Raw genomic sequence first — 25473 nt, 5'->3', positions numbered from 1 at the left:
GCTCAGCGCCCCAGATAGACTTCGATGACCCGCTCGTTGGACGAGACCTGGTCGATGGTGCCTTCCGCGAGCACGGTCCCCTCATGCAGGCAGGTGACCTTCACGCCCAGCTCGCGCACGAACGTCATGTCGTGCTCGACCACCATCACGGTGTGGGTCTTGTTGATTTGCTTGAGCAGCTCGGCGGTGAGATGCGTCTCGACGTCGGTCATGCCGGCGACGGGTTCGTCGACGAGAAGCAGTTTCGGATCCTGTGCGAGCAGCATGCCGATCTCGAGCCACTGCTTCTGGCCGTGGCTGAGGCTGCCGGCGAGACGGGCGCGGGCATCGGTGAGGCGGATCGTCTCCAGCACCTTGTCGATCTGCTCGGATTCCGCCCGGCTGCCGCGCCAGAACAGCGTACCCTTGACGCTGTGGTCGACATTGAGCGCGAGCAACAGATTGTCCTGCACGGTCTGGCTCTCGAACACGGTCGGCTTCTGGAATTTGCGGCCGATGCCGAGCTCGGCGATACGGGTTTCGTCCAGCCGCGTCAGATCGGTGACGCCGTCGAACAGCACGGTGCCTTCGTCAGGCTTGGTCTTGCCGGTGATGATGTCCATCATCGTGGTCTTGCCGGCGCCGTTCGGGCCGATGATGGCACGCATCTCGCCGGGCTCGAGCGTCAGCGAGAGGTTGTTGATGGCGTGGAAGCCGTCGAACGAGACGTGCACGCCGTCGAGATAAAGCATTGCGGAGGTGGCGCGGGTGTCCATGACGTTCATTGCGCTTCCTCCGCCATTTTAGGTTCGGTGACGCCGTCTTCGGCCGCGGCGCTCGCAATGGTCGCGGCCTCGCGCCTTTCCTTCGACGAGTCCCACCAGGCGTTGAAAGTGCCGACGATGCCCTTGGGCAGCAGCAGCGTCACCAGGATGAACATGGCGCCCAGCATGAACAGCCAGTAAGGCGCGAGCATGCCGGAGGTGAAGAACGTCTTTGCGTAATTGACGACGACGGCGCCAAGCGCAGCGCCGACCAGCGTACCGCGGCCGCCGACGGCGACCCAGATCACTGCCTCGATCGAATTGCCCGGCGCGAATTCGCTTGGGTTGATGATGCCGACCTGCGGCACATAGAGCGCGCCGGCGACGCCGGCCATGCAGGCCGACACCGTGAACACGAACAGCTTGTAGGATTCGACGCGGTAGCCGAGGAAGCGCGTGCGCGATTCCGCATCGCGCACGGCGATCAGCACCTTGCCGAGCTTGGATGAGACGATGGCGCGGCAGATCAGGAAGCCGGCGATCAGCGCCAGGCAGCTCAGCGCGAACAGCGCAGCACGCGTGCCCTCGGCCTGCACGTTGAAGCCCAAAATGTCCTTGAAGTCGGTCATGCCGTTGTTGCCGCCGAAGCCGAAATCGTTGCGGAAGAAGGCGAGCAGCAGTGCATAGGTCATCGCCTGCGTGATGATCGACAGATACACGCCCGTGACGCGGGAGCGGAAGGCGAGCCAGCCGAAGCAAAAGGCGAGCAGCCCCGGTACGATCAGCACCATCAGCGCGGCAAACCAGAACATGTCGAAGCCGTACCAGTACCAGGGCAGCTTCGAATAGTTCAGGAACACCATGAAGTCCGGCAGGATCGGGTTGCCGTAGACGCCGCGGCTGCCGATCTGCCGCATCAGGTACATGCCCATCGCGTAGCCGCCGAGCGCGAAGAAGGCGCCGTGGCCGAGCGAAAGGATGCCGCAATAGCCCCAGATCAGGTCGATCGAGAGCGCCAGGATGGCGTAGCAGACATATTTGCCCCAGAGCGCGACCAGATAGGTCGGCACCTGCAGGAACGAGCCCGCGGGCAGCAGCAGGTTGGAGAGCGGGATGAGGATGCCGCAGGCCACGACGACGGCAAGGAAGATCGTCGCGCCGCGGTCCAGCGATCGCGTCAGCATGTGAGGACTCATACTTCCACCGCACGGCCCTTGAGCGCGAACAGACCGCGCGGCCGTTTTTGAATGAACAGGATGATGAGAACGAGGATGGCGATCTTGCCGAGCACGGCGCCGGCGACCGGCTCCAGGAATTTGTTGGCGATGCCGAGCGTGAAGGCGCCGACCAGCGTGCCCCAGAGATTGCCGACGCCGCCGAACACCACGACCATGAAGCTGTCGATGATGTAGCTCTGGCCGAGATTGGGGCTGACATTGTCGATCTGAGACAGCGCCACGCCGGCGATGCCGGCAATGCCCGAGCCGAGGCCGAAGGTCAACGCATCGACACGCGAGGTCGCGATGCCCATCGAAGCCGCCATGCGGCGGTTCTGCGTGACCGCGCGCATCTCGAGCCCGAGTGCCGTGTAGCGCAGCATCGCGAGCAGAATGACGAACACCGCGAGCGTGAAGACAAGGATCCAGAGCCGGTTATAGGTAATCGTGATCTGGCCGAGCTCGAATGCGCCGCTCATCCATGAGGGGTTGCCGACCTCGCGGTTGGTCGGGCCGAACATGGTGCGCACGGCCTGCTGCAGCACCAGCGACAGGCCCCACGTCGCCAGCAGCGTCTCCAGCGGACGGCCATAGAGAAAGCGGATGATGCTGCGCTCGATCACGACGCCGAGCGCGCCCGCCACCAGGAAGGCGAGCGGCACCGCGATCAGCAGCGAATAGTCGAACAGGCCGGGATAGCGGGTGCGGATCACCTCCTGCACCACGAAGGTGGTGTAGGCTCCGATCATCACCATCTCGCCATGGGCCATGTTGATGACGCCCATCACGCCGAACGTGATGGCAAGCCCGATCGCTGCAAGCAGCAGCACCGAACCGAGCGAGAGGCCGTACCAGGCATTCTGCACCATCGACCAGACCGCGAGCGAACTCTGGATCGAGCCTATTGCACTCGCGGCAGCCTTGGTCACCGAGGCCGGCTGGTCGCCCATGCCGGTGAGAAGCGCCATCGCCTCCTGGTCGCCGCGCGCCTTGATGGTGGCAACGGCTTCGAGCTTCTCGACCTCGGTGGCATCAGGCTTGAACAACAGGATCGCCGCGCGGGCGTCGCCCAGCGCAGCCTTGACGGATCGGTTGGTTTCCTTGGCGAGCGCGCCGTCGACGGCTTCGAGCGACGTCTCCTCATGCGACTTGAAGACGGATTGCGCCGCCTGGAGCCGCGCTCCGATGTCGGGTGACTGCAGCGTCAGACTGCCGATCGCGGCATCGACGCTGCGGCGCAGGCGGTTGTTGAGGCGGACCGCGCTTGCACTGTCGGGCACACTGGCCACGGCCTGACCGGTCGCAGCATCGATCGACTTGCCGTCGGCGCCGGTAACGTAAACCTTCTTGCTGTCCGGATCGGCCATCAGCCGGCCGTCCTGGAGCGCGCTGATGATCGGAAAGGCCAGCGTATTGCCGCTGCTCGCGACCACGCCGATCGCCTCTTCCGTGTCGGAATAATCGTCGTTGGCGAATTTGGCGACCGCATCTTCGAACGGACCAGCCAAGGCCGGCAGTGCGAACGCGATCAGGAACAACGAGAGCAGGAGCGAACAGAGGCGGGCGGACAAATTGGCTGGCACTGTGAAAGACCCCGGCAGAAAAGGGTGGAGAAGGCGGCGGGATCGCCGCCTTCTCCGATCATGCAATGAAGTGTCAGATTCGGATCAGGAACCCGAACCGAGGCACTTGTTGCTCTTGGTGTTGAAGTTGCCGCACTTCTTGCCGACCCAGTCGCCGACCAGGTCCTTGGAGCCGTCGAGCTCCTTCGACCAGGCGTCGCCCGCGACAAGACCCGGGGTCTTCCACACCACGTCGAACTGGCCGTTGGCTTTGATTTCGCCAATGAACACCGGCTTGGTGATGTGATGGTTCGGAAGCATCTTGGAGGTGCCGCCGGTCAGGTTCTTGGCTTCGATGCCCGGGAGCGCGTCGATCACCTTGTCCGGATCGGTCGACTTCACCTTCTCGACCGCCTTGACCCACATGTCGAAGCCGATCACGTGCGCTTCCATCGGATCGTTGGTCACGCGCTTCGGATTCTTGGTGTAGGTCTGCCACGCCTTGATGAACTTCTCGTTCTCCGGCGACTTGATCGATTGGAAGTAGTTCCAGGCGGCGAGATGGCCGAGCAGCGGCTTGGTGTCGATGCCGGCGAGTTCTTCCTCACCCACCGAGAACGCGACGACCGGGATGTCCTTCGCCTTGATGCCCTGGTTGCCGAGCTCCTTGTAGAAAGGTACGTTGGCGTCGCCGTTGATGGTCGAGACCACGGCGGTCTTCTTGCCGGCCGAGCCGAACTTCTTGATGTCGGCCACGATCGTCTGCCAGTCGGAATGACCGAACGGCGTGTAGTTGATCATGATGTCTTCCTGGGCGACACCCTTGGACTTCAGATAGGCTTCCAGGATCTTGTTGGTGGTGCGCGGATAGACGTAGTCGGTGCCCGCGAGCACCCAGCGCTTTACCTTCTCGTCCTTCATCAGATAGTCGACGGCGGGGATCGCCTGCTGGTTCGGCGCTGCACCGGTGTAGAACACGTTGCGCTCGCTCTCCTCGCCCTCGTACTGCACGGGGTAGAACAGGATGCTGTTCAGCTCCTTGAACACCGGGAGCACCGACTTGCGCGACACCGAGGTCCAGCAGCCGAACACGACCGAGACCTTGTCCTTGGTGATCAGCTCGCGCGCCTTCTCGGCGAACAGCGGCCAGTTTGAAGCGGGATCGACGACGACGGCTTCGAGCTTCTTGCCGTTGACGCCGCCCTTCTTGTTCTGCTCGTCGATCAGGAAGAGGATGGTGTCCTTTAGCGTGGTCTCGCTGATGGCCATAGTGCCGGAGAGAGAATGAAGCACGCCGACCTTGATGGTGTCGTCCGCCGCTTTCGCACCGGAAATGGAAGCCAGACCAAGCATCAGTCCGGCGGTCGCGGCGAGAACGCCACGGCGGCTAAATGGCGCCGCTATATCGTGAGTGGATTTGCTATGCATGAGTGTCTCATCTCCCTGACGCAGACGTGAAAACGCTGCGAAACGGCCCCAACGGCCGCCTGCGATTAACGGATTCGCAAGAACCGTGCCATGGATCAGACACATATTAAGCCATTGATTTCGCTGGCAAAATCGACAGAAAACCAATCATCGCCATAGCCACGTCGCCTAAACATTGAGCAATTCAAATGTATGCGAATGCGGCAGGCAGGCTATTTTCTAAGCAAATTTCCGACCCTGGCTAAATTTCCGGCATAACTATTTCTGCAACGCGATCGCCATTTGTGGTGCGCCTGCCTTGAAAGCGCCGCCTCAATGTTCCATATGGGGGGCGAGGTCTCTTGCGAATCAGAGACCGTTGCGAGCCGCGTGTTCTTAAGCCCTTACGGGCGTCTGGCTTGCCCCATCCCATCAAGCCATCCGACACCCCAAACACGCAGGTGTCCCTCTCGACACCCTTTTGCGCGCGCCGCGCCGAATGCGCCGGGCGCCCGCTTTTGACATGGAAAGAACCCACCTTTTGACTTCGTTTCAGGATTTCGGCCTCGCCGAACCCATCGCTCGTGCTCTCACCGAAGAGAACTACGTCACCCCCACCCCCATCCAGACCCAGACGATTCCGACCGCGCTGACCGGCCGCGACGTCGTCGGCATCGCCCAGACCGGAACCGGCAAGACCGCGTCTTTCGCGCTGCCGATCCTGCACCGCCTGCTCGAGAATCGCATCAAGCCGCAGCCGAAGACGACCCGCGTCCTGGTGCTGTCGCCGACCCGCGAACTGTCCGGCCAAATCCTCGACAGCTTCAACGCCTATGGCCGCCACATCCGCCTGTCCTCGACCCTCGCCATCGGCGGCGTGCCGATGGGCCGTCAGGTCCGCTCGCTGATGCAGGGCGTCGAGGTGCTGGTCGCCACCCCCGGCCGTTTGCTCGACCTCGTGCAGAGCAACGGACTGAAGCTTGGAAGCGTCGAATTCCTCGTGCTCGACGAAGCCGACCGCATGCTCGACATGGGCTTCATCAACGACATCCGCAAAATCGTCGCCAAGCTGCCGATCAAGCGGCAGACGCTGTTCTTCTCGGCCACCATGCCGAAGGACATCGCCGAGCTGGCCGACGCCATGCTGCGCGACCCTGCCCGCGTCGCGGTGACCCCGGTCTCCTCGACCGTGGAGCGCATCCAGCAGCGCATCATCCAGGTCGACTTCTCCGCCAAGCCGGCGTTCCTCGCCCAGCTGTTGAAGCAGGAGCAGGTCAACCGAGCCCTGGTCTTCACGCGCACCAAGCACGGCGCCGACAAGGTCGTTAAGACACTCGAGAAGGCGGGGATCCCCGCCAGCGCCATCCACGGTAACAAGTCGCAGAACCATCGCGAACGGACGCTTGCCCAGTTCCGCACCGGTGAAATCCGCACGCTGGTCGCCACCGATATCGCCGCCCGCGGCATCGATGTCGACGGCATCACCCACGTCATCAATTTCGACCTGCCCAACGTGCCGGAGACCTATGTGCATCGCATCGGTCGCACCGCGCGCGCGGGTGCCGAGGGTACCGCGATCTCACTGGTCGCAGGCGGCGAGGAGCTGAGCTATCTCCGCGATATCGAGCGGCTGATCAAAGTGGCGCTGCCGCGTGAGGATCGCCGCACCGACGCCGGCCGCCGGGATGCGGGCCCTCCCCCGCAGCAGCAACGACAGGGTCGGCCGGGCCGCCCGGGCCAGCGTCCGCAAGGCGCAAGGTCTGGTGAGGGACGCCACGGTGACGGTCGCCGTGCCGACGAAAGGCATGCGGACGGGCGCCACCACAGTGCCGCCAAGCAGGGCGACGGAAGACCCGGCGAGGGACGGCATGGCGACGCCAGGCGTGCTGACGCACGGCCCGGCAGTGGCCCGAAGGCTTCGAAGGCTCCTCGTCGCGACCACACCGGCGGCAAGGCGCATTCTTCGCCAAACGGCCGTCCGGAACAGCGTTCCGCGCATAGCGCCGGGGCGTCTGATGGGATACAAGGCGTTGCCTTTTTGCGCCGCGAGAGTCGGCCGAACGGCCAACCGAACCGCAAACCCCATTCGCACTAGCCGTCCACGACCTGGAGAAATTCATGGCTAAGGAAGAGCTGATCCAGTTCGAAGGACTGGTCACTGAAATCCTCCCCGACGCGCGCTACCGCGTGCAGCTCGACGCCGGACACGAGATCGTCGCCTACACCGCCGGCAAGATGAAGAAGAACCGCATCAAGACTCTGGCGGGCGACCGCGTGACGGTTGAGATGTCGCCCTATGACCTCGAAAAGGGCCGGCTGATTTTCCGCCACAAGGACGAACGTCCGAGCGGGATGGGCGGCCCTCCGCGCCCCGGACAGCGCGGCGGCCAGTTCCGCCGCCGCTAGTCGGGAGGCTCAGCGCGCGAGCGCGGACCTGAAGTTCCGACCTGTATGCTGATCCGCCGTGAACATCACGGCGGATCAAAAAATCGTGCACGTCAGCATTGTTTTGGGGTTCTGTTTCCAATAAAATGAGTTAATCGATTTTCGGCCGGACGACATTAGCATCCACCGGTACAGCCGGTTCAGACACGCTGACGACCCTTCCAAAAATTCGATCTAACCTGTCCGCGCGAGCGGGCTCTGACATTGTGTTATCTGAGAAGGGACTACCCCCATGAGCATGGGAACCGTGAAGTGGTTTAACGCGACCAAAGGCTTCGGCTTCATCCAGCCCGACGATGGCGGCCAGGACGTGTTTGTCCACATCAGCGCTGTGGAGCGTGCAGGCCTCGGCACGCTGCGCGAAGGTCAGAAGATCTCCTACGAGATCGTGGCCGACCGCCGTTCCGGCAAGTCGGCAGCGGACAACCTCCGTTCCGCCGGTTGAGCCTACCGCTTACGGCCCCGATCGGCTCGAGCGAACAAGTTAAAAGAAAAGGCCGGGCACAATGCCCGGCCTTTTTTCTAGTTCAGGGGGCACGGCAGCGACGGTACGCCGTTGTAAGGAACGCAGGTGACCTGGCGCGGCCGCGTGTAGGAGATATCGCTCAGCGTGATGCCCGACTTCAGAACAAATTTGACAGAAGGCGTGTAGAGGTAACTCGCCTCGCTGTAAATGAGGTAGGTCTTCGGGATCAAGAGCGTCGATGGAATCATCGAGGTGACCGTGGTACCAGCAGCCAGAGCCGAGGGCGGAGCCGTCAGCGTGGCCTGCGTCGCACCGTTGGCAATGGTGGCGGACTGGCTCCATTTAATTTTGGCGACGCTGCTCGAGTCGATATAGATCTGAAGAACCGTGCCGTTCACGAGCGTAGCGTCGTAAGGCATGATCATCGAAATGCTTGCCGTGAACGTGTCCTGCAAGTCGTTCGAGTCGAGCGACGTTGACTGCGACGTCAAATCGGACAGTGTCCGTGCAATCATTGTGACTTTGCGATCAATCGCCACGGCCGATGAAAATTCGACGGTACCGAAGAACATCACCAGCATCAGCGGCACGATGACCGCGAATTCGGTCGCCGCGAGCGCGCGCTTGTCGGCGACGAAGTCACGCACGAAGTGACCGGTATTCCTCCAGATATGCGCAATCGGCTGCATCGGCTTGCTCGAATCCATCTGTCTCAAAAAGGTTCGTTCTTGAAGGCCGCGGTCGCGACCAGCAGCCGTTTGTTGCTGCAGCCCATGTTGAAGCCAAGGCCGGTGACGATGAGCGGCCACTGATAGAACAGGCGCACCACGACGACCTGGCCGGCGGCCCCGGCATTGTACTGCACGCCGGCCGGGTTGAAGCTGCAGGAATTGCCGTAGCTGGTGAGGCTTAGTGCTCCGAACGAGTTTGTACTCACAACGTCGATGTAGAGCTTGGTGCAATCAAAGAGCGCTGGGATCTGGCTGCAGACGTAAGCCTTGAACGTCGTTTGCGAGCAGGGCGTGCTCACGCCGGACACCGCGCAGGCCGCCACCGAACCGGATTGCGCCTGCCCCGTCAGCAACACCCGCGCGGAATTCTGGCTGGCGCTCTCGAGCACCTGGGTCGCCAAGAACATCAGCGCCGTCTCGATGATGGCGAACAGCAGCGCGAAGAACATCGGTGCGACCAGCGCGAACTCGACGGCTGCGGAGCCGCGGCGACTGCCGCGAAACCGGCGCAGCATGGCGAGGAGCGTGAACCTCGTAGGTGCAGGCGAAGGCATCAAATTCCCCAGCAGCAGAAGCAATCATCTGCCATGTTCAATAGCGGAAACTGATTGTTTAAGTGTTTCAGGCGATCCGCACCCGGCGACCCGGGCCATTAGGGGCGCGTTAACCGTGAACGACCCAGGCCAAGGAGACGAGAGCATTGAGACGAGCATACGGAGAGAGAAACTCATGCGCCCGCATCGGCCCGGGGCGATCCTTGCCCCGGCAAACCCGCCAATCAAACTCGCTGGTTGGTCTTACTTAGTTGGTCTTACTCAGTTCGTCTTGGCGCCCGCACCAGCATTGCCGCTGGCCGTGCTGCTCAACGAACCGGCCTGACTCATCGTGTTGTTGAAATAGGTGTCGCTGTCGCCGAGCGTCACGCGACGCTGGCAAACCGGCATGCAGCTGTAGGACTCGCGCTCGATCCCGCGATAGACGGTGACGAGCCGATCGCTCGGACCTTCGACCTGGATCTGGCGATCGACCAGGATCTCGCCGCCTCTGTCGAGCGCGATGAAATTGGTGGCGCCATAGCCCTTGCCGGTCACGACGATCATGCCACCAGGCTGGAGCGTGACGTCGGCGATCATGGGATTGCCGACCACGATGGTCGCCACCTTGCCAGGCAACCGCACCAGCTTGGCCTGGTCGACATTCACGGCTATGGCATCTGCGGTCGGCTCGGCAAGGCCAGCAGCCGGCGATGCCAGCACCGCGGCCGCAACCAGAAGACAGACGCGCGCATGACGGCGCAGCAGTTGTTTACGCATACTCTTACCCCCGGGACGTCACAAACCGGCAGAAGCAATCAGATAACAGCCGAGCCGGTGCCCGACCTGGCTAACCTGCCCTCAATTCGTGAACGTTCCGCAAATTCGCCGACTATTGTTTGAACGGACTGGCATTTCGCGGCCCTCGAGAACCTAGCGGCGGAACGGATAGGCAAGCTGCCCTCCGATCTCCTTCGGCATGGTGGCTTCATCCTTGCCGTAATCCTGCGGCAATTGCCCCGCGGGCATGCGGAAAGTGCCGAACAGCACATCCCAGATCGGGAACGTGCCGGCAAAATTGGTGTCGCCGCCCTCTGCGAGCGAGGTGTGGTGCCAGCGATGGAACACCGGCGTCGCCAGCACATATTTGAACGGCCCGAAGGTCCAGTTGAGGTTGGCGTGCACGAAGGCCGAATGGAAGGTCGTGAACGGGGCGAGCCAGACCATGGCGTTCGGCGAAATGCCGGCCATCAGCAGCACGACGTCGACCGCGATCGTACCGAGCACGAGATTGACGGGATGGAAGCGGGCCGCGGAAATCCAGCTGATCTCCTCCGAGGAGTGATGGATCGCGTGGTACTTCCAGAACCCGCCGCCGTGGAACAGCCGGTGCAGCCAGTACAGCATGAAATCGGACAGGACCAGGAACAGCACGGCCTGGACCCAGAGCGGCAATAGCGACAGCGGGCCGTGGCCATTGTCGTAGAAGGCGATGAGTTCGTCGGCATCATGGATGTTGAAGACGAAGCTCGCACCGACGATCAGAAGGCTGATCCGCATGACGCGTGCGAACACCGGAACGACAAACCAGTAGCAGATGTCCGTGACGATCTCCCGCTTGCGCCACCAGGGCACGCCGGGATTGCAGGCCCAGACGTGCTCGAGCACGGTGAAGACCACCGCGAGCGCGAAAGTCGTGGGGATCACCTTCGCGATGGTCTCGCCGAGCATCAGGGCGATTTCCATGGGCAGGCTCGACATTGTCGCCTCTCTTGCGAATTGCTGGTCCCGCCTACGCGTACTCCCTCAAATTTAAGGGACGGTGAAGCCGGAACTGCGCTTGCTGCACATCCGGAACTGGAGCGATTGCAGCTGGCTGCCTTAAGGCGAAATTCACTCTGGCCAGCGGCAGGCGGGTTTGCCCGATCGAATTAACTCTCCCGAAAGAGCTCGGATCTCATGGTCATTGCGTCAAGCACAACGCCGAACGAGGCGATCCCACCCCAGATGGAGTTTTGTTCATGAAGAACCTGATTGCGCGTTTCGCGAAAGATGAATCCGGCGCCACCGCCATCGAATACGGCCTGATCGCCGCCGGCATCGCGCTGGCCATCATCACCGTCGTCAACAATCTCGGCACCACGCTGAACGCCAAGTTCACCTCGATCAGCAGCTCGCTGAAGTAAGCGATCGACGAACGACGGCAAAAGCCCCGGGCCTCCGGGGCCTTTGTTTTTCAGACGGCGAGTTCCAGTGGCGTTAAGCAAGTACAGAACCGATGCCGCGGTCGCGGCAAACGTGGCGGAGGCCGCGCAGACCGGCTCGCCGGCTTACTGGGTCTGCCTGGCCCTGCTGCTTGCGACCGTCGCGCTTGCCGCACGCATCGCCTCCCTCTGGTGAGAACACCTTCGGCTGGTTCCGCCCATCGAAACGGCTGCCGCCGTTTTCGGTTTGTTTAGCACTGCCGGCTAGAATCCGGCGACGCCAGCTCCGCGGCAAACCCAGGCCTCAAGACGCAACCCATGATCCTCGACCTTGCGCGCCTTCTGCTCTTCCCTGCCCTGATGGCGTTTGCCGCCGCGAGCGATCTCTTCACGATGACGATCTCTAACCGCGTATCGCTGGCGCTGGTCGCCGGCTTTTTCGCGCTCGCTCTCGCCGGTGGCATGGCACCTTACGAGATGCTGAGCCATGTCGGCTCAGGTGCGCTCGTCCTGGTCGTGGCTTTCACCTGTTTTGCGATGGGCTGGGTCGGCGGTGGCGATGCCAAGGTCGCGGCCTCCGTCGCACTCTGGTTCGGGTTCGCACAGCTGATGAACTTCCTGCTCTACGCCTCGCTGTTCGGCGGGGCGCTGACGCTGCTCCTGCTCCAGTTCCGGCAGTGGCCGCTGCCTTATGGGCTGGCGGGCCAAGCCTGGCTCGCGCGGCTGCACGCCAAGGAGAGCGGCATTCCCTACGGCATCGCGCTCGCAATGAGTGCGCTGATGGTCTACCCGGAGACCGAATGGGTGAAGGCGATCGACCTCGCTCACCTCGCATTGCGCTGAACGCATCGGGTCAACCCGGCGTTAAGGCGATTTAGATACGCCTCATTAACCATGCTTTGACGAATAGCTGGTCAACTGCCGATTACGGCGGCGTCAGCGTCGCGGCGTTTGTTGGAAAGTGAAGCGTATGAATAGGGCACGCATTGTCGTCCTGACGGTCGCCATCTGCGCCGGCGGTGTCGCCGCGTATCTGGCGAGCGGCTCGGACAATTCTGCGCCGCCTCCGGCTCCCGTCGCGCAGCTTCCCACCGTCGACGTCCTGGTCGCCAAGAACGACATCGGCCTCGGCCAGACCGTCAAGCCGGAAGACGTGCAATGGCAGACCTGGCCGTCCGCGACCGCCAGCACCACCTTCATCCGCCGCAACGAGCGCCCCGAGGGGGTAACCCAGGTCACCGGCTCGATCGCACGATCTCCCTTCATCCAGGGTGAGCCGATCCGCGACCAGAAGCTGGTCAAGGCCGAAGGCTCCGGCTTCATGGCGGCAATCCTGCCCACCGGCATGCGGGCGATTTCGACCGAGATCTCGCCGGAAACCGGCGCAGGCGGCTTCATCCTCCCCAACGACCGCGTCGACGTGCTTCTGACGCGCCGTCTCAAGAATCCGGACCAAAGCAGCGGCGCCCCTGATGTGATCACGTCCGAGATCATCCTGGCCAATATCCGCGTCCTGGCCATCGACCAGGCGCCGAAGGAGAAGGACGGGCAGAACGCGGTGGTCGGCAAGACCGTCACCCTCGAGCTCAATCCTGCGCAGACTGCGACGCTCTCCTCCGCACGCCAGAGCGGCACGCTGTCGCTGGCGTTGCGCAGCATCGTCGACGTCAAGCTGAGCGAGATCACGCTCGATGATTCCGCGCAGAAGCGCGATGGCATTTCGATCATTCGGTACGGTATCCCAAGCTCGACGGCGAAGGCACGATGAGGACTGTCGATATGAAATGCAGGGCGAACTTGGCGACGATGCGAACCTCTGTGGTCCGCGCCCTGTCGTTTTCGGCCACCGTCGCGCTCGCGCTCAACCCGGTGCTGACCCCTGTGGTTGCCGCCGACTATCGCCCTGTGGCGCAGGCTGCGGCCGACGGTCAGATGAACGCGCGATTCCTCTCGCTCGGCATCGGCAAGTCGATCGTGATCGACCTTCCGCGTGACATCAAGGACGTGCTTGTCGCCGATCCCAAGATCGCCAATGCGGTCGTCCGCTCGGCGCAGCGCGCCTACATCATCGGCGCCGCGATCGGCCAGACCAATATCGTGTTCTTCGATTCCGCCGGCCAGCAGATTGCGGCCTATGACATCGCGGTCAAGCGCGACCTCAACGGCGTGCGGGCCGCACTGAAGCAGGTCCTGCCGAATTCAGACATCCAGATCGACGGGCTCGGGGACGGCATCATCCTGACCGGTTCGGCCGCGAATCCCGCCGAAGCCCAGCAGGCCAACGACCTCGCCGTGCGCCTCGCGGGCGGCCCCGAGAAGGTCGTGAACTCGATCGTGGTCCGCGGCCGCGACCAGGTCATGCTCAAGGTGACTGTTGCCGAAGTGCAGCGCAGCATCATCAAGCAGCTCGGAATCGACCTTACCGCCAACCTCAGCTACGGCACCTCGGTCGTCAGCTTCAGCAACTCCAATCCGTTCACGGCTCTCGGCAAGAACCTCGTCGACGGCAACAATCTGACCACCAAGTTCGGCGGGGCCCCGTCGGTGCAGGCCACCCTGCGTGCGATGGAAACCGCGGGTGTGATCCGGACGCTGGCCGAACCGAATCTGACCGCGATCTCCGGTGAATCGGCAACATTCATCGCCGGCGGTGAATTCCCGGTGCCTGCCGGCTACGCGTGCGACCCTACCACGCACGTTTGTACTACCCAGATCAGCTTCAAAAAGTTCGGCATCTCGCTCAACTTCACCCCCGTCGTTCTCACCGAGGGAAAGATCAGCCTGCGGGTGATGACCGAGGTCTCTGAGCTCTCCAACGAAAACGCGATCACGCTGTCCCAGGCCGTGACCTCGACCTCGGTCAACTCGCTCACGGTGCCCTCGATCAAGACCCGCCGCGCAGAAACCTCGCTGGAAATTCCCTCCGGCGGCGCGATGGCTATGGCCGGCCTGATCCAGCAGCAGACCAAGCAGGCGGTCAGCGGACTGCCGGGCCTGATGCAGCTCCCGGTCCTCGGCACGCTGTTCCGCAGCCGCGACTTCGTCAACAACGCGACCGAGCTGGTCGTGATCGTGACGCCCTATATCGTTCGCGCAGTTGCGCAAAAGGATCTGTCGCGGCCGGATGATGGCTTCTCCGCGCCTGCGGATCCGCAGGCCGAACTGCTCGGCAACATCAACCGCATCTACGGCGTGCCCGGCCGGACCGAACCGGCCAAGAACTACCGCGGCACCTACGGCTTCATCACCGATTGAGGCGGAACGGGGACTTCATGAAGATCACTAGACCACCCCAGATTCGCAGGCGCGCCATCCACCTCGGCGGCGCGCTCGTCGGCATGGCGCTCGCCCTTGGCGGCTGCCAGCATGACGAAGCGGTCACCGCCTCCATTCCCGACAGCTACAAGCAGCGCCATCCGATCGCCATCGAGGAGCAGAATCGCTCCATCGTCGTCTTCGTCGGCCATGCCCGCGGCGGCTTGACCGCCGCCCAGCGCGCCGACGTGATGGGCGTCGCGTCGGCCTGGATGCACGAAGGCACCGGCGCGATCCAGATCGACGTGCCGTCCGGCACGCCCAACGCGCGTCCGGTCGCGGACACCATGCGTGAAATCCAGGCGATCCTGTCAGCGGCAGGCGTTCCGCCGCGCGGCGTCAGCGCCCGTTCTTACCAGCCGGAAGACAAGCGCTTCCTGCCGCCGATCCGGCTCACCTATTCCAAGATCGCCGCGGTCGCGGGTCCCTGCGGCCTGTGGCCGGAAGATATCGGCCCTTCGATGAAGAACAAGAGCTGGTTCGAGAACAAGGAATATTACAATTACGGCTGCGCTTATCAGCGCAACCTCGCGGCGATGGTCGACAATCCGTCAGATCTCGAGCAGCCGCGGCCCGAAACGCCGTCCTACACGCCGCGGCGCACCGCCGCGTTCGAGAAGTATCGCAAGGGAATGCCGACGGCGGTCGCCTATCCTGAGGCCGACAAGGCCAAACTCAGCGACACCGGCAAATGATCAGCTACGCTCGCCAGCCCCAAGAAGAGCAGTCCGAGGCATCGCTCCCGCCGGCCGAGGAGCATATTGCGCCTGCGCCCCGCGTTTCCGTCCAGGCTTTCTGCGAGACCGTGGAAACGGCGGCCGCCGTGCAGTCGGCCGGCGAAGATCGCCGTCTCGGCAAGGCCCATCTCAAGATCCAGATGGGCGGTATGGCGGCTGCGGTCGAAGCCTACCGCTCGGCACCCACGCCGAACGTGATCGTGCTCGAAAGCGACGGCCGCAACGACCTCCTGGGCGGGCTCGATCATCTCGCAACCGTCTGCGACGCCGGCACCCGCGTGGTCGTGATCGGCCGCATCAACGACGTCATGCTCTACCGCGAGCTGGTGCGCCGCGGCGTCAGCGACTACGTGCTCGCGCCGGTCGGCGCGATCGACGTCGTGCGCTCGATCTGCAACCTGTTCTCGGCGCCGGAAGCCAAGGCCGTCGGCCGTATCATCGCCGTGGTCGGCGCCAAGGGCGGCGTCGGCGCGTCAACCATCTCCCACAACGTCGCCTGGGCGATCGCCCGCGATCTCGCGATGGACGCGGTCGTCGCCGACCTCGACCTCGCCTTCGGCACTGCCGGGCTCGACTATAACCAGGATCCGCCGCAGGGTATTGCCGACGCCGTGTTCTCGCCCGATCGCGTCGATACCGCCTTCATCGACCGCCTGCTGTCGAAATGCACCGACCACCTCAGCCTGCTGGCGGCGCCGGCGACGCTCGACCGGGTCTATGATTTCGGCGCCGACGCCTTCGATGCCGTGTTCGACACGCTGCGCTCCACCATGCCCTGCATCGTGCTCGACGTTCCGCACCAATGGTCGGGCTGGACAAAACGCGCCCTGATCGGAGCGGACGACATCCTGATCGTGGCGGCACCCGACCTCGCCAATTTGCGCAACACCAAGAACCTGTTCGATCTCCTGAAGGCCGCGCGCCCGAACGACCGTCCGCCGCTCTATTGCCTGAACCAGGTCGGCGTGCCGAAACGGCCCGAAATCGCCGCGGCGGAGTTCGCCAAGGCGATCGAGAGCCAGCCAGTCGTCTCGATCCCGTTCGAGCCGCAGATCTTCGGCTCGGCGGCCAATAACGGCCAGATGATCGCGGAGATCTCGGCCAATCACAAATCAATCGAGATGTTCCTTCAGATCGCCCAGCGCCTGACCGGCCGCAGCGAAACGAAGAAGCAAAAGTCGTCCCTGCTTTCACCCCTGATTGAGAAGTTGCGGGGAAAATAGGTCGCCGCATGGAGTTTTTAAGTGTTCGGTAAGCGTAGCGGAACAGACACCGACCCTCGGGCCTCGAAGCCCGGTGCCGTGTCGTCAGAGCCTGCCCAGGCTTCGGCGCCCGCTGTGTCGCGCGTGCCGCCGCCGCCGGCCGTCACCTCTCCGCCGCTTGCCCCGGCGAAGCCTGCGCCGACCATGGAAGCCCGCCGCTCGGACAATTATTACGAGGTCAAGGCGACCATCTTCGGCGCGCTGATCGAGGCCATCGACCTCGCCCAGCTCGCCAAGCTCGATTCGGAGTCCGCGCGCGAGGAAATCCGGGACATCGTCAACGAGATCATCGCGATCAAGAACATCGTGATGTCGATCGCCGAGCAGGAAGAGCTGCTCGACGACATCTGCAATGACGTCCTCGGCTACGGTCCGCTGGAGCCGCTGTTGTCGCGCGACGACATCGCCGACATCATGGTCAACGGCGCCGACACCGTCTACATCGAGGTCGCCGGCAAGATCCAACGCACCGGTATCCGCTTCCGCGACAACCAGCAGCTCCTCAACATCTGCCAGCGTATCGTCAGCCAGGTCGGCCGGCGCGTCGATGAATCCTCGCCGATCTGCGACGCGCGCCTGGCCGATGGCTCCCGCGTCAACGCCATCGTGCCCCCGCTGTCGATCGACGGCCCCACGCTCACCATCCGCAAGTTCAAGAAGGACAAGCTGACGCTCGATCAGCTCGTCAAGTTCGGCGCAATCTCGCCGGAGGGCGCGGAAATCCTCCAGATCATCGGCCGCGTCCGCTGCAACGTGCTGATCTCCGGCGGTACCGGTTCGGGCAAAACCACGTTGCTCAACTGCCTGACCAACTACATCGAGCACGACGAGCGTGTCATCACCTGCGAAGACGCCGCCGAACTCCAGCTCCAGCAACCGCACGTGGTCCGACTGGAAACCCGCCCGCCCAACATCGAGGGCGAGGGCCAGGTCACCATGCGCGAGCTGGTGCGCAACTGCCTGCGTATGCGTCCCGAGCGGATCATCGTCGGCGAAGTCCGCGGACCCGAAGCGTTCGACCTGCTCCAGGCCATGAACACCGGCCATGACGGCTCGATGGGCACGCTGCACGCCAACAATCCCCGCGAGGCGCTATCGCGCTGCGAATCGATGATCACGATGGGCGGCTTCTCCCTGCCTTCACGCACCATCCGCGAGATGATCTGCGCCTCGATCGACGTCATCGTCCAGGCCGCGCGCCTGCGCGACGGTTCGCGCCGCATCACCCACATCACCGAGGTGATGGGCATGGAAGGCGACACCATCATCACCCAGGACGTCTTCCTCTACGACATGGTCGGCGAGGACGCCAACGGCAAGATCATCGGCCGGCATCGGTCGACCGGAATCGGCCGTCCGAAGTTCTGGGAACGCGCCCGCTATTACGGCGAAGAGAAGCGCCTTGCCGCGGCGCTCGACGCCGCGGAAGTGGCGCCCACGACGTGAGCAGGTCAGCGCAGCCATGAACATGCAAGTCCTTGCCCTCGCCTTCCTTGCCACCGCCGCCGTCGGCGGCCTCGCCTGGGTCTTCCTTTATCCAATGCTGTCCGGAGAACGGAAGGCCGAGAGCCGCCGCGCCTCGATCTCGCGGGCAGAGGCGCCCACGGCCCGCGCGGCCGAGAAGACGCAGCGCTCGCGCCGCGAGCAGGTCGAAACTTCGCTCAAGGATCTCGAAGCACGACGCCAGCAGGAGAAGAGCGTACCGCTCAGTGTTCGCCTGTCGCAGGCCGGCCTCGACTGGGCGCCGCAGAAATTCTGGATCGTGTCCGCCGTCGTGGCGGGCGTGCTGTTCGCAGTCGCCTTGTTCATCGGCGGCGGCCTGCTCGGTGCCGCCGGACTCGCTTTTGCCGGCGGCTTCGGTCTGCCGCGCTGGGCGCTGGGCTTCCTGAAGAGGCGCCGCGAAGCCAAATTCCTGAAGGCGCTGCCCGACGCGGTCGACGTGATCGTCCGCGGCATCAAGGCGGGCCTGCCGCTGTTCGAATCGATCAAGGTCGTCGCCGCCGATGCGCCAGAGCCGCTACGCTCGGAGTTTCTGTCCATCATCGAAACGCAGGCGATCGGCATGCCGCTCGGCGAGGCCTGCACGCGACTCTACGATCGGATGCCGCTGCCCGAGGCCAATTTCTTCGGCATCGTCATCTCGATCCAGCAGAAATCGGGCGGCAACCTCTCCGAAGCACTCGGCAACCTCTCCAAGGTGCTGCGCGACCGCAAGAAGATGAAAGAGAAGATCCAGGCGATGTCGATGGAAGCCAAGGCCTCGGCCGGCATCATCGGCTCGCTGCCGCCGATCGTGATGTTCCTCGTCTACCTCACAACGCCGGGATACATCTCGATGCTTTGGACTCATCCCACCGGCCAGCTCATGCTGGTCGGCTGCGTCGTCTGGATGTCGATTGGCATCATGGTGATGAAGAAGATGATCAATTTCGACTTCTGATGGTGCCTTATGGTAGAGTTCCTTGTTGCGAAACTTCACGATGTCCACTTCATGACGATGCTGCTGGCCGCCGTTGCCGCCAGCGCCACAGTCTATACGCTGGTGATGCCGCTGTTCGCTGGCGAAGGCCTTTCCAAGCGCATGAAGGCGGTAGCGAACGAACGTGAGCGCATCCGGCAGCGCGAGCGCGAGCGCCTCCACAAGAGCGAAAAAGTCTCGCTGCGCCAGACGCCGAAGCAGCTCGTCTCGAAGGTCGTCGACGACTTCAACCTGACCAAATGGCTCGCGCAGGAAGCTGCGCGGGACAAGCTCATCATGGCGGGCTATCGGGGCCAGGCGCCCTACATCACCTTCCTGTTTGCCCGCCTGGTTGCCCCGATCGTGCTGTTCGTCGGTTCGGTCGTCTACGTGTTCCTGATCGCGCATATGCAGCAGTCGATGCCGATCAAGATCGGCATCTGCGTCGGCGCGGCCTATCTCGGACTTCAAGCGCCGATGCTGTTCCTCAGGAACGCGATCTCCAAGCGCCAACTCTCGATCAAGCGCGCCTTTCCCGACGCGCTCGACCTGCTCCTGATCTGCATCGAATCCGGCATGTCGATCGAGATGGCGTTCCGGAAGGTCGCGGTCGAAATCGTAGGCCAATCGATCGCGCTGTCGGAGGAGTTCACCCTGACTACGGCCGAGCTGTCCTATTTGCAGGATCGCAAGGTCGCCTACGAGAACCTCGCGCGGCGCACCGGGCTCGAGGGCGTCAAGTCGGTATGTCTCGCGCTCCAGCAGGCGGAGCGTTACGGCACCCCGCTCGGCCAATCCTTGCGGGTGATGGCGCAGGAAAACCGCGACATGCGCATGAACGAGGCCGAGAAAAAGGCCGCGGCACTGCCGCCGAAGCTGACGGTACCGATGATCCTGTTCTTCCTGCCGGTGCTGTTCGTCGTCATTCTCGGACCGACGGGGATCAAGGTCACCGAGATGCAATGACGTTAGACGGACCGCGCAAGGTCCGCGGCTGCCTTCTCAAGATTGGACGATCACGTCTGATCACTCGGGCTGGCCGAGCGAGGCGACCGGAGTCCGCTTCGGCGCACCCCGCTTGACGTCGCTGCGGGTCAGCATTTCCTTGAGATAGGCGACATTGGCGGCAGCCTGGTCCGGCGGCAGGTCCGCCTTCACGATGGTCTCGGCCTCGGCGAAGCGGCCCTGGAGACCGACGACCAGACCGAGATTTTGCCGCACCCGCGCGTTTGCGCGCGGCGAGGCATAGGCTTGCCGCAGCGCGTCTTCGGCCTTCGGCAGGTCTCGCGACAACATGTAGGACAGGCCGAGATTGGAGAGCACGCCGGGATCGCCAGGCGCAATCTTGAGCGCGCTCGCGTAATAGGAACGCGCTTCCTCGTGGCGGCCCATCTGATCGAGCGCGGTCCCCTGCACCGAGAGCAGCCGCCAATCCGGGTTGTCGGGCGAATGCGCCTTCGTCAGCACGTCGAAGGCTTGCTGGAAATTGCCGTTGTCGGAGAGCGCGCGGCCGTATTGGGCCATCAGCGCCTTGTTGCCGGGATTGGCGATGGTCGCCTGCTCGAGCACGGCGGCGGCCTGGGCGTGCTGGCCGTTGGCGCGCAAGGCCTGGCCGTAGGCGAGCGCCGCATCGGCGTCCTTGGGATTGGCACGATAGCGCTCGCCATAGACTTCGGCAGCGCGCGCGGGATCGGTGGGAGCGGCTTCCGCCCGCGGCCCGACCGAGCCCGTGACGTCGGAGAGTTTCGACATCGCCGTGCAGCCGCCGAGGCCCATGGCCACCGCCGCAACCAGCGAGGTGGACGCAAGAAGCCGGGCAAGACTGAGTCGTCCAAGACTGAGCCGTCCAAGACCGAACCGTTCAAGACCGAACCGTTGACGCATGACGCTTTGACTCTCGAGCCGATTGATCGAGCCGAACACGCCAGCAATAGACTGTTAACCCTAACAGCCGGTTAATTCCCTGCCGCGTCCCTCACCGCGGCGCCTGCGGCGGCACCTCGCCGCCGAGGCCCTGATCGAGGCCCAGCGCCTTCACCTGCTCGTTCAGGTCTCGCAGCAATTGCAGTCGTTGCCGCGTTTCGATCTCGACATCGATGCCCGGCCGCACCACCCTCGGCAATTCGCGCCGAAGATCGTCACGATTGACCAGACGCCTCGCGCGGAGCTCGTCGAGCTGAACGTCGTCGATGCCGAGCACATTTGCAGATTGCTCGACCAACCGACGCAGCAGCGATGTCACCACGGCTACTGCGTCGAGGTCATGCTTGCGTGCGGATCTCGAGAACTTGCTGTCGAGATCGGCCCAGGCGTGAGAGGTCACGAGATAGACGTGGAGCAAATCGGCCCAATCCACCTCGCCGTCGGCATAGAAGGCGCGGCGTAGCAGGAGCCGGCGGGCGAATGCCGCGACCTGATCCCGTTTCAGCGTCGTGCATGCGTCGATCTCGATGCCCGACTGGACGGCCGGATCTCGGGAAAACTCGCGCCCGGCCGACAGCCTGACGACGCCGTGCGGCAGGTTGGAATCGAGCGGCCTGAAGACACCATCCTTGCGCGGACGTGAGTAGCGGGCGATCGCGAAGCGATACTCGGTGCGGCCGCCATGGGACATCGGGCCGAAATGGATGACGTTGAAGCCGGCATCGTCACCGGCCTGCCCGGTCGATGATGGACAGGACAGGACGTAGATCGTGCGCCAGAATGCTTCATCGCTCTCACTCGACGTGGCGCGCGGATCGGGAATCGAATAGCGCGTCAAGCCTTCGACATGCCGGTGTCCGTGCAGAACCAGATCGACGTTGAGCGATGTCGCCGCTTCGAGGAAGGTCGCGGGCGCGGCGAGATACATCAGCGGCTCGTCGGGCACGCCGAGAAACCGCTTTCCTTCTCCGGTCGCCTGCGGCAGTGGATGATGGTGCAGCGCCAGCACGCGCACCAGGTTTTCAACCGGCTCGGCATAATCGGCGCGGCCGCCCGACCCGAGGCTGCCCGCGAGTTCGACGCTCAGCCGCGAGGAATCCGAGACCAGGGCGTGATAGGCGCTCTGGTCGACGTTGCCGCTCGCGAGCGTCGTGAGGCTCGCGCGGTTCGAATCCAGCAGCACCAGATCGAGACCGGCCTGACGGTAGTAGACGCTCTTCGAGGTCCGCGGCAAATGCAGGTAATCATACACATCGTGGCGGCCTGCACGCTGGCTCGGGCGCTTGACGTCGTGATTGCCGGCAATGGCCTGAATGTCGGTGAACAGCCCGGTCTGCCGGAAGGACGTAATGACGGCGAGCGCTTCGTCGAGCGCAGGCGGCGTCGGGTCGTCGACGATATCGCCGGTGATCAGCAGGATGCGATCGGGAACATCCGGGAAGTCCGCCATCCTCTCGCGAATTGCGGCATTGAGCGTCTCGATCGTCGCAAGCAGCCGACCAGACCCGTCCAGATGCAGGTCGGAAATCTGTACGATGACGAAAGATCTATCCATTTTGCGTCGCTTATTTGCGAATGCCGCGCCGCGTAAACGATAAGAGAAATGCCTTCGACGATCAGTTCCGTTCTGTATCAGCCCGAGCCATGATGAGCCGGGGTAAGAAGCGACCGCATGCCTCGTTGTTGCGCTCGCCACGTGCAGAACCGCACGACACAATCTAAAATATTGGCCAATAATGCCACAACCGCAGCGCTAGTAAAGCCCTGCGGCCGCTCGCGTGAACGGCGGTCCTCGGCATGAGATACGGGGCCCGCCCGATGATGGTTTCGTTCACCAGATCAATATTCGATGGCGAGCCGCTTGCGGATTTCGTCAATGCGCTTGTCCAGTGCATCGAACCGCGCGTGAACGGAGCGGTCGTGGAGATAGAAGACGTAACCACCGGCGAGGAACGCGAATATCCAATGATGATGCTCGACATAGCCAAAAATCGCCTCGACCGCCTGGCCGATGAATGTGACCACGCTCCACACAAATTCCATTGCATTTCCTCCCGGCCGGCTTTGTCGTCGGCCGCCGGAGATCTGCACCTGACGGCCGTTGCCGGAACCTAGCATGGCCCCCTTGCTGCGAGTAGCGGATCGCTCAACGATGGCAGCAAAGCTGATTGCAGCGGCGGCGAAACTCTGCGAAATCTCGTCCGTTCGTATGACCCGCTCGATCTGACGATCCGGACCCGCCAATGCCTTCTGTCTTCGAGACGTCGCCTACCGCCATTCCGATCACCTTCGTCACCAAGTCGAGCTGGGATCAGGTCGCTGAGCGGCTACCGGCGGCGCAACGCCAGTTCGCCACTGCGAGCGCCTTTACCGCAAAGCCGGGCGGCTATCTTGCGCTGCCCGCGCCCGATGGCGCGATCGCGCAAGTGCTGTTCGGGATCGAGGACGAAAGTGCAAGATCGCGCGACCTGTTCCGACCGGGCGCCCTGGCCGGCCTGCTGCCGCCGGGCGTCTATCGCTTCGCCAATGCACCGCACGATGCACGGCTCGCCGCACTCGCCTTCGCACTCGGCAGCTACCGCTTTGCCCGGTACCGCAAGGCGGATCGCCCCGAGGTCCGTCTCGTGCCACCCGACGGCGTCGACGCGACCGAGATCAACCGCATGGCGGACGCCGCAATGCTGGCGCGCGACCTCATCAACACGCCGGCCAACGACATGGGGCCGGAGGAGCTTGCCGCAGCCGCGCAGGATCTCGCCGCCGAATTCGGTGCAAGCTTTGCCTGCACCATCGGTGATGAGTTGAAGACGAGTTTTCCGCTGATCCACGCCGTCGGCATGGCCTCAGACCGCGCGCCGCGGCTGATCGACATCGGCTGGGGCGACCCGGCGCATCCCAAGGTGACGCTGGTCGGCAAGGGCGTCTGCTTCGACACCGGCGGGCTCGACCTGAAGCCTTCGAGCGGCATGCTGATCATGAAGAAGGACATGGGAGGCGCCGCCAACGTGCTGGCGCTGGCGCGCATGGTGATGGATGCGAAGCTGAAGGTACGTCTGCGCGTGCTGATTCCGGCCGTGGAGAACGCGGTGGCGGGCAATGCCTTTCGCCCGCTCGACATCTTCACCTCGCGCAAGGGCATCACGGTCGAGATCGGCAATACGGACGCGGAGGGACGGCTGGTGCTTGCCGACGCGCTGGCGCTGGCGGACGAGGAAAAGCCGGACCTGCTGATCGATCTCGGCACGCTGACGGGAGCGGCACGCGTCGCGCTGGGGCCGGATTTGCCGCCGTTTTACACCAACGATGAGATGCTTGCCGCCGACGTCGCACGATGCGCGGTGAAGGAGAACGATCCGCTGTGGCGCATGCCGCTGTGGCCGCCTTACGATGCGTGGCTGGACTCCAAGACCGCCACCATCACCAACGCACCATCAGGCGGCTTTGCCGGCTCGATCATCTGCGCACTGTTCCTGCAACGCTTCGTCGAACACGCCAGGAGCTGGCTGCATGTCGACATCTATGGCTGGACACCGTCGGCGAAGCCCGCACGCCCCGAGGGCGGCGAATGCCAGGCCGCGCGCGCGATCTACACATTGTTGAGCGAGCGCTATGCGTGATCCTGGGCGAGATCCAAGGCTGACACCCGCGCGCGGCGACCTCGCCGCAAAATACCTCGAAGGCAAGGTGCAGGCGGATCGTTTCGTCACGGGCGAGGAATTCGAGACAGTCGAGGCGATCGCGCCCGTGCGCGAACAGCCGTCGTCGAACGCGATGCTGATGACGCAAGCGTTGCGCGGCGAGCGCGTCACGGTCTACGACCGCAACGGCGAAGGCTGGGTGTGGGGTCAGCTTTCCGGTGACGGCTATGTCGGCTGGCTGCCGGATGCAGCGCTGATGAAGCCCTCGGCCGCCCCGACCCATATGGTCAGCGCGCTACGAACCTTTGCCTTCCCCGGTCCCTCGATCAAGCTGCCGCCCGCAGACACCCTGGTGATGGGATCAAAGATCGTGGTTGTGCGCGAGGACGGCAGCTTCGCCGTGACGCGCGACGGACAATATCTGCCCAAGCCCCATCTCGTCCCGCTCGGTCATCGCGAGCCGGATTTCGTCGCCGTCGCCGAGCGTTTCGTCGGCACGCCCTATCTCTGGGGTGGCAAGAGCAGCCTTGGCGTCGATTGCTCCGGACTCGTCCAGATCTCGCTGACGTCAGCGGGCATCGGCTGCCCGCGCGACAGCGACATGCAGCAGGCCGGCCTCGGTCGCGCGCTGGAGCCGCATGAGCAGAGCAAGCCACAACGCGGCGATCTCATCTTCTGGAAGGGGCATGTCGCGATCGTCCGCGATGGCGGCACCATGGTTCACGCCAATGCGCATCACATGGCAACGGTGATCGAGCCGATCGAGCCGGCCATCGCACGGATCAAGCAAGCCGGCAGCGAGGTCACCGCGATCAAGCGGCTCTGACGGACG

The 25473-nt window shown here is 63.5% G+C and carries 26 protein-coding genes; 15 read left to right on the top strand and 11 right to left on the bottom strand.

The window, feature by feature from the left end; translation table 11 throughout:
- Positions 1-2: 2 nt before the first annotated feature.
- The 4 genes from urtD to urtA form a co-directional block, all read right to left on the bottom strand.
- Complete coding sequence (gene urtD, locus IVB45_RS03735) at positions 3-764, bottom strand: urea ABC transporter ATP-binding protein UrtD (RefSeq protein WP_247359503.1); 762 nt, start codon at positions 762-764, stop codon at positions 3-5.
- A complete protein-coding gene (gene urtC, locus IVB45_RS03730; RefSeq protein ID WP_247359501.1) occupies positions 761-1939 on the bottom strand; it encodes an urea ABC transporter permease subunit UrtC in 1179 nt (392 codons plus the stop codon). The genes urtD and urtC overlap by 4 nt, the downstream gene beginning before the upstream one ends.
- Positions 1936-3543, bottom strand: coding sequence for an urea ABC transporter permease subunit UrtB (gene urtB, locus IVB45_RS03725; protein WP_247359499.1), 1608 nt, complete (start codon positions 3541-3543; stop codon positions 1936-1938). Before urtB ends, urtC begins: the two co-directional genes overlap by 4 nt.
- An 84-nt stretch (positions 3544-3627) precedes the next feature.
- Positions 3628-4950 (bottom strand): urea ABC transporter substrate-binding protein, encoded by a 1323-nt coding sequence (gene urtA / locus IVB45_RS03720; RefSeq protein WP_027570208.1) that lies wholly within the window; start codon positions 4948-4950, stop codon positions 3628-3630.
- A gap of 478 nt (positions 4951-5428) precedes the next feature.
- On the opposite strand from urtA, the gene IVB45_RS03715 reads away from it, so the two are divergent.
- The 3 genes from IVB45_RS03715 to IVB45_RS03705 all read left to right on the top strand — a co-directional run bounded on the left by IVB45_RS03715 (position 5429) and on the right by IVB45_RS03705 (position 7819).
- Entirely contained in the window at positions 5429-7024 is a 1596-nt protein-coding gene (locus tag IVB45_RS03715) for a DEAD/DEAH box helicase (RefSeq protein ID WP_247359498.1), read from the top strand.
- 23 nt (positions 7025-7047) lie between these two features.
- Entirely contained in the window at positions 7048-7335 is a 288-nt protein-coding gene (gene infA, locus IVB45_RS03710; protein WP_007599789.1) for a translation initiation factor IF-1, read from the top strand.
- A 271-nt stretch (positions 7336-7606) separates the two neighbouring features.
- Complete coding sequence (locus IVB45_RS03705; RefSeq protein WP_007599788.1) at positions 7607-7819, top strand: cold-shock protein; 213 nt, start codon at positions 7607-7609, stop codon at positions 7817-7819.
- Positions 7820-7896: 77 nt separating this feature from the next.
- Here the strand turns inward: IVB45_RS03705 and IVB45_RS03700 are convergent, their stop codons facing one another.
- The 4 genes from IVB45_RS03700 to IVB45_RS03685 form a co-directional block, all read right to left on the bottom strand.
- Positions 7897-8547, bottom strand: coding sequence for a TadE/TadG family type IV pilus assembly protein (locus tag IVB45_RS03700; RefSeq protein WP_247359497.1), 651 nt, complete (start codon positions 8545-8547; stop codon positions 7897-7899).
- Positions 8548-8552: 5 nt separating this feature from the next.
- Positions 8553-9125, bottom strand: coding sequence for a TadE/TadG family type IV pilus assembly protein (locus IVB45_RS03695; protein WP_027570205.1), 573 nt, complete (start codon positions 9123-9125; stop codon positions 8553-8555).
- 261 nt (positions 9126-9386) lie between these two features.
- Positions 9387-9884 carry a pilus assembly protein N-terminal domain-containing protein gene (locus tag IVB45_RS03690; RefSeq protein ID WP_027570204.1) on the bottom strand — a complete coding sequence of 166 codons (498 nt, stop codon included), beginning with the start codon at positions 9882-9884 and terminating at the stop codon, positions 9387-9389.
- A 153-nt stretch (positions 9885-10037) separates the two neighbouring features.
- Positions 10038-10865 carry a sterol desaturase family protein gene (locus tag IVB45_RS03685; RefSeq protein ID WP_247283629.1) on the bottom strand — a complete coding sequence of 276 codons (828 nt, stop codon included), beginning with the start codon at positions 10863-10865 and terminating at the stop codon, positions 10038-10040.
- A gap of 260 nt (positions 10866-11125) precedes the next feature.
- On the opposite strand from IVB45_RS03685, the gene IVB45_RS03680 reads away from it, so the two are divergent.
- From IVB45_RS03680 to IVB45_RS03635, 10 genes are all read left to right on the top strand, one after another.
- Positions 11126-11290 carry a Flp family type IVb pilin gene (locus IVB45_RS03680; RefSeq protein WP_007599783.1) on the top strand — a complete coding sequence of 55 codons (165 nt, stop codon included), beginning with the start codon at positions 11126-11128 and terminating at the stop codon, positions 11288-11290.
- 67 nt (positions 11291-11357) lie between these two features.
- A complete protein-coding gene (locus tag IVB45_RS03675) occupies positions 11358-11504 on the top strand; it encodes a hypothetical protein (protein WP_247359496.1) in 147 nt (48 codons plus the stop codon).
- Between the two features lie 122 nt (positions 11505-11626).
- On the top strand, positions 11627-12151 hold the full coding sequence (locus tag IVB45_RS03670) for a prepilin peptidase (RefSeq protein WP_027570202.1): 525 nt from the start codon (positions 11627-11629) through the stop codon (positions 12149-12151).
- A gap of 127 nt (positions 12152-12278) precedes the next feature.
- The gene (gene cpaB / locus IVB45_RS03665; RefSeq protein WP_027570201.1) at positions 12279-13076 is read left to right on the top strand and encodes a Flp pilus assembly protein CpaB; all 798 of its coding nucleotides are present in this window, start codon (positions 12279-12281) and stop codon (positions 13074-13076) included.
- Positions 13077-13087: 11 nt separating this feature from the next.
- Positions 13088-14563 (top strand): type II and III secretion system protein family protein, encoded by a 1476-nt coding sequence (locus tag IVB45_RS03660; protein WP_027570200.1) that lies wholly within the window; start codon positions 13088-13090, stop codon positions 14561-14563.
- Between the two features lie 17 nt (positions 14564-14580).
- The gene (locus IVB45_RS03655; protein WP_247359495.1) at positions 14581-15318 is read left to right on the top strand and encodes a CpaD family pilus assembly protein; all 738 of its coding nucleotides are present in this window, start codon (positions 14581-14583) and stop codon (positions 15316-15318) included.
- The gene (locus IVB45_RS03650; RefSeq protein WP_027570198.1) at positions 15315-16583 is read left to right on the top strand and encodes an AAA family ATPase; all 1269 of its coding nucleotides are present in this window, start codon (positions 15315-15317) and stop codon (positions 16581-16583) included. Before IVB45_RS03655 ends, IVB45_RS03650 begins: the two co-directional genes overlap by 4 nt.
- 21 nt (positions 16584-16604) lie before the next feature.
- Positions 16605-18068 (top strand): CpaF family protein, encoded by a 1464-nt coding sequence (locus tag IVB45_RS03645; protein ID WP_027570197.1) that lies wholly within the window; start codon positions 16605-16607, stop codon positions 18066-18068.
- A gap of 16 nt (positions 18069-18084) precedes the next feature.
- Complete coding sequence (locus IVB45_RS03640; RefSeq protein ID WP_247359494.1) at positions 18085-19062, top strand: type II secretion system F family protein; 978 nt, start codon at positions 18085-18087, stop codon at positions 19060-19062.
- 9 nt (positions 19063-19071) lie between these two features.
- Positions 19072-20046, top strand: coding sequence for a type II secretion system F family protein (locus IVB45_RS03635; protein WP_027570195.1), 975 nt, complete (start codon positions 19072-19074; stop codon positions 20044-20046).
- A gap of 60 nt (positions 20047-20106) precedes the next feature.
- Here IVB45_RS03635 and IVB45_RS03630 read toward each other — a convergent pair whose 3' ends face one another.
- From IVB45_RS03630 to IVB45_RS39000, 3 genes are all read right to left on the bottom strand, one after another.
- Positions 20107-20856 (bottom strand): tetratricopeptide repeat protein, encoded by a 750-nt coding sequence (locus IVB45_RS03630; protein ID WP_247359594.1) that lies wholly within the window; start codon positions 20854-20856, stop codon positions 20107-20109.
- Positions 20857-21055: 199 nt separating this feature from the next.
- Complete coding sequence (locus IVB45_RS03625) at positions 21056-22558, bottom strand: metallophosphoesterase (RefSeq protein WP_247359493.1); 1503 nt, start codon at positions 22556-22558, stop codon at positions 21056-21058.
- A 284-nt stretch (positions 22559-22842) separates the two neighbouring features.
- Positions 22843-23046, bottom strand: coding sequence for a hypothetical protein (locus tag IVB45_RS39000; RefSeq protein WP_018454690.1), 204 nt, complete (start codon positions 23044-23046; stop codon positions 22843-22845).
- Positions 23047-23246: 200 nt separating this feature from the next.
- Here IVB45_RS39000 and IVB45_RS03615 point away from each other — a divergent pair, with 200 nt between their 5' ends.
- Positions 23247-24620, top strand: coding sequence for a leucyl aminopeptidase family protein (locus IVB45_RS03615; protein ID WP_247359491.1), 1374 nt, complete (start codon positions 23247-23249; stop codon positions 24618-24620).
- Complete coding sequence (locus tag IVB45_RS03610; RefSeq protein ID WP_247359490.1) at positions 24613-25467, top strand: C40 family peptidase; 855 nt, start codon at positions 24613-24615, stop codon at positions 25465-25467. The genes IVB45_RS03615 and IVB45_RS03610 overlap by 8 nt, the downstream gene beginning before the upstream one ends.
- Positions 25468-25473 lie beyond the last annotated feature (6 nt).

The organism is Bradyrhizobium sp. 4, assembly GCF_023100905.1.
Classification (GTDB): domain Bacteria; phylum Pseudomonadota; class Alphaproteobacteria; order Rhizobiales; family Xanthobacteraceae; genus Bradyrhizobium.
Note: the sequence above shows the minus strand (reverse complement) of the source record. Positions and strands in the feature narration are given on the sequence as shown.

Bases quoted from the DNA above. Each gene is read 5' to 3' on its own strand.
- IVB45_RS03625 (WP_247359493.1), bottom strand. From the start codon at position 22,558: ATGGATAGATCTTTCGTCATCGTACAGATTTCCGACCTGCATCTGGAC.
- urtA (WP_027570208.1), bottom strand. From the start codon at position 4,950: ATGCATAGCAAATCCACTCACGATATAGCGGCGCCATTTAGCCGCCGT.
- IVB45_RS03615 (WP_247359491.1), top strand. From the start codon at position 23,247: ATGCCTTCTGTCTTCGAGACGTCGCCTACCGCCATTCCGATCACCTTC.
- IVB45_RS03705 (WP_007599788.1), top strand. From the start codon at position 7,607: ATGAGCATGGGAACCGTGAAGTGGTTTAACGCGACCAAAGGCTTCGGC.
- infA (WP_007599789.1), top strand. From the start codon at position 7,048: ATGGCTAAGGAAGAGCTGATCCAGTTCGAAGGACTGGTCACTGAAATC.
- IVB45_RS03690 (WP_027570204.1), bottom strand. From the start codon at position 9,884: ATGCGTAAACAACTGCTGCGCCGTCATGCGCGCGTCTGTCTTCTGGTT.
- IVB45_RS03695 (WP_027570205.1), bottom strand. From the start codon at position 9,125: ATGCCTTCGCCTGCACCTACGAGGTTCACGCTCCTCGCCATGCTGCGC.
- IVB45_RS03715 (WP_247359498.1), top strand. From the start codon at position 5,429: ATGCGCCGGGCGCCCGCTTTTGACATGGAAAGAACCCACCTTTTGACT.
- urtD (WP_247359503.1), bottom strand. From the start codon at position 764: ATGAACGTCATGGACACCCGCGCCACCTCCGCAATGCTTTATCTCGAC.
- IVB45_RS03640 (WP_247359494.1), top strand. From the start codon at position 18,085: ATGAACATGCAAGTCCTTGCCCTCGCCTTCCTTGCCACCGCCGCCGTC.
- IVB45_RS03700 (WP_247359497.1), bottom strand. From the start codon at position 8,547: ATGGATTCGAGCAAGCCGATGCAGCCGATTGCGCATATCTGGAGGAAT.
- IVB45_RS39000 (WP_018454690.1), bottom strand. From the start codon at position 23,046: ATGGAATTTGTGTGGAGCGTGGTCACATTCATCGGCCAGGCGGTCGAG.
- cpaB (WP_027570201.1), top strand. From the start codon at position 12,279: ATGAATAGGGCACGCATTGTCGTCCTGACGGTCGCCATCTGCGCCGGC.
- IVB45_RS03650 (WP_027570198.1), top strand. From the start codon at position 15,315: ATGATCAGCTACGCTCGCCAGCCCCAAGAAGAGCAGTCCGAGGCATCG.
- IVB45_RS03630 (WP_247359594.1), bottom strand. From the start codon at position 20,856: ATGGGCCTCGGCGGCTGCACGGCGATGTCGAAACTCTCCGACGTCACG.
- IVB45_RS03635 (WP_027570195.1), top strand. From the start codon at position 19,072: ATGGTAGAGTTCCTTGTTGCGAAACTTCACGATGTCCACTTCATGACG.
- IVB45_RS03655 (WP_247359495.1), top strand. From the start codon at position 14,581: ATGAAGATCACTAGACCACCCCAGATTCGCAGGCGCGCCATCCACCTC.
- IVB45_RS03685 (WP_247283629.1), bottom strand. From the start codon at position 10,865: ATGTCGAGCCTGCCCATGGAAATCGCCCTGATGCTCGGCGAGACCATC.
- IVB45_RS03680 (WP_007599783.1), top strand. From the start codon at position 11,126: ATGAAGAACCTGATTGCGCGTTTCGCGAAAGATGAATCCGGCGCCACC.
- IVB45_RS03610 (WP_247359490.1), top strand. From the start codon at position 24,613: ATGCGTGATCCTGGGCGAGATCCAAGGCTGACACCCGCGCGCGGCGAC.
- urtC (WP_247359501.1), bottom strand. From the start codon at position 1,939: ATGAGTCCTCACATGCTGACGCGATCGCTGGACCGCGGCGCGACGATC.
- IVB45_RS03670 (WP_027570202.1), top strand. From the start codon at position 11,627: ATGATCCTCGACCTTGCGCGCCTTCTGCTCTTCCCTGCCCTGATGGCG.
- IVB45_RS03660 (WP_027570200.1), top strand. From the start codon at position 13,088: ATGAAATGCAGGGCGAACTTGGCGACGATGCGAACCTCTGTGGTCCGC.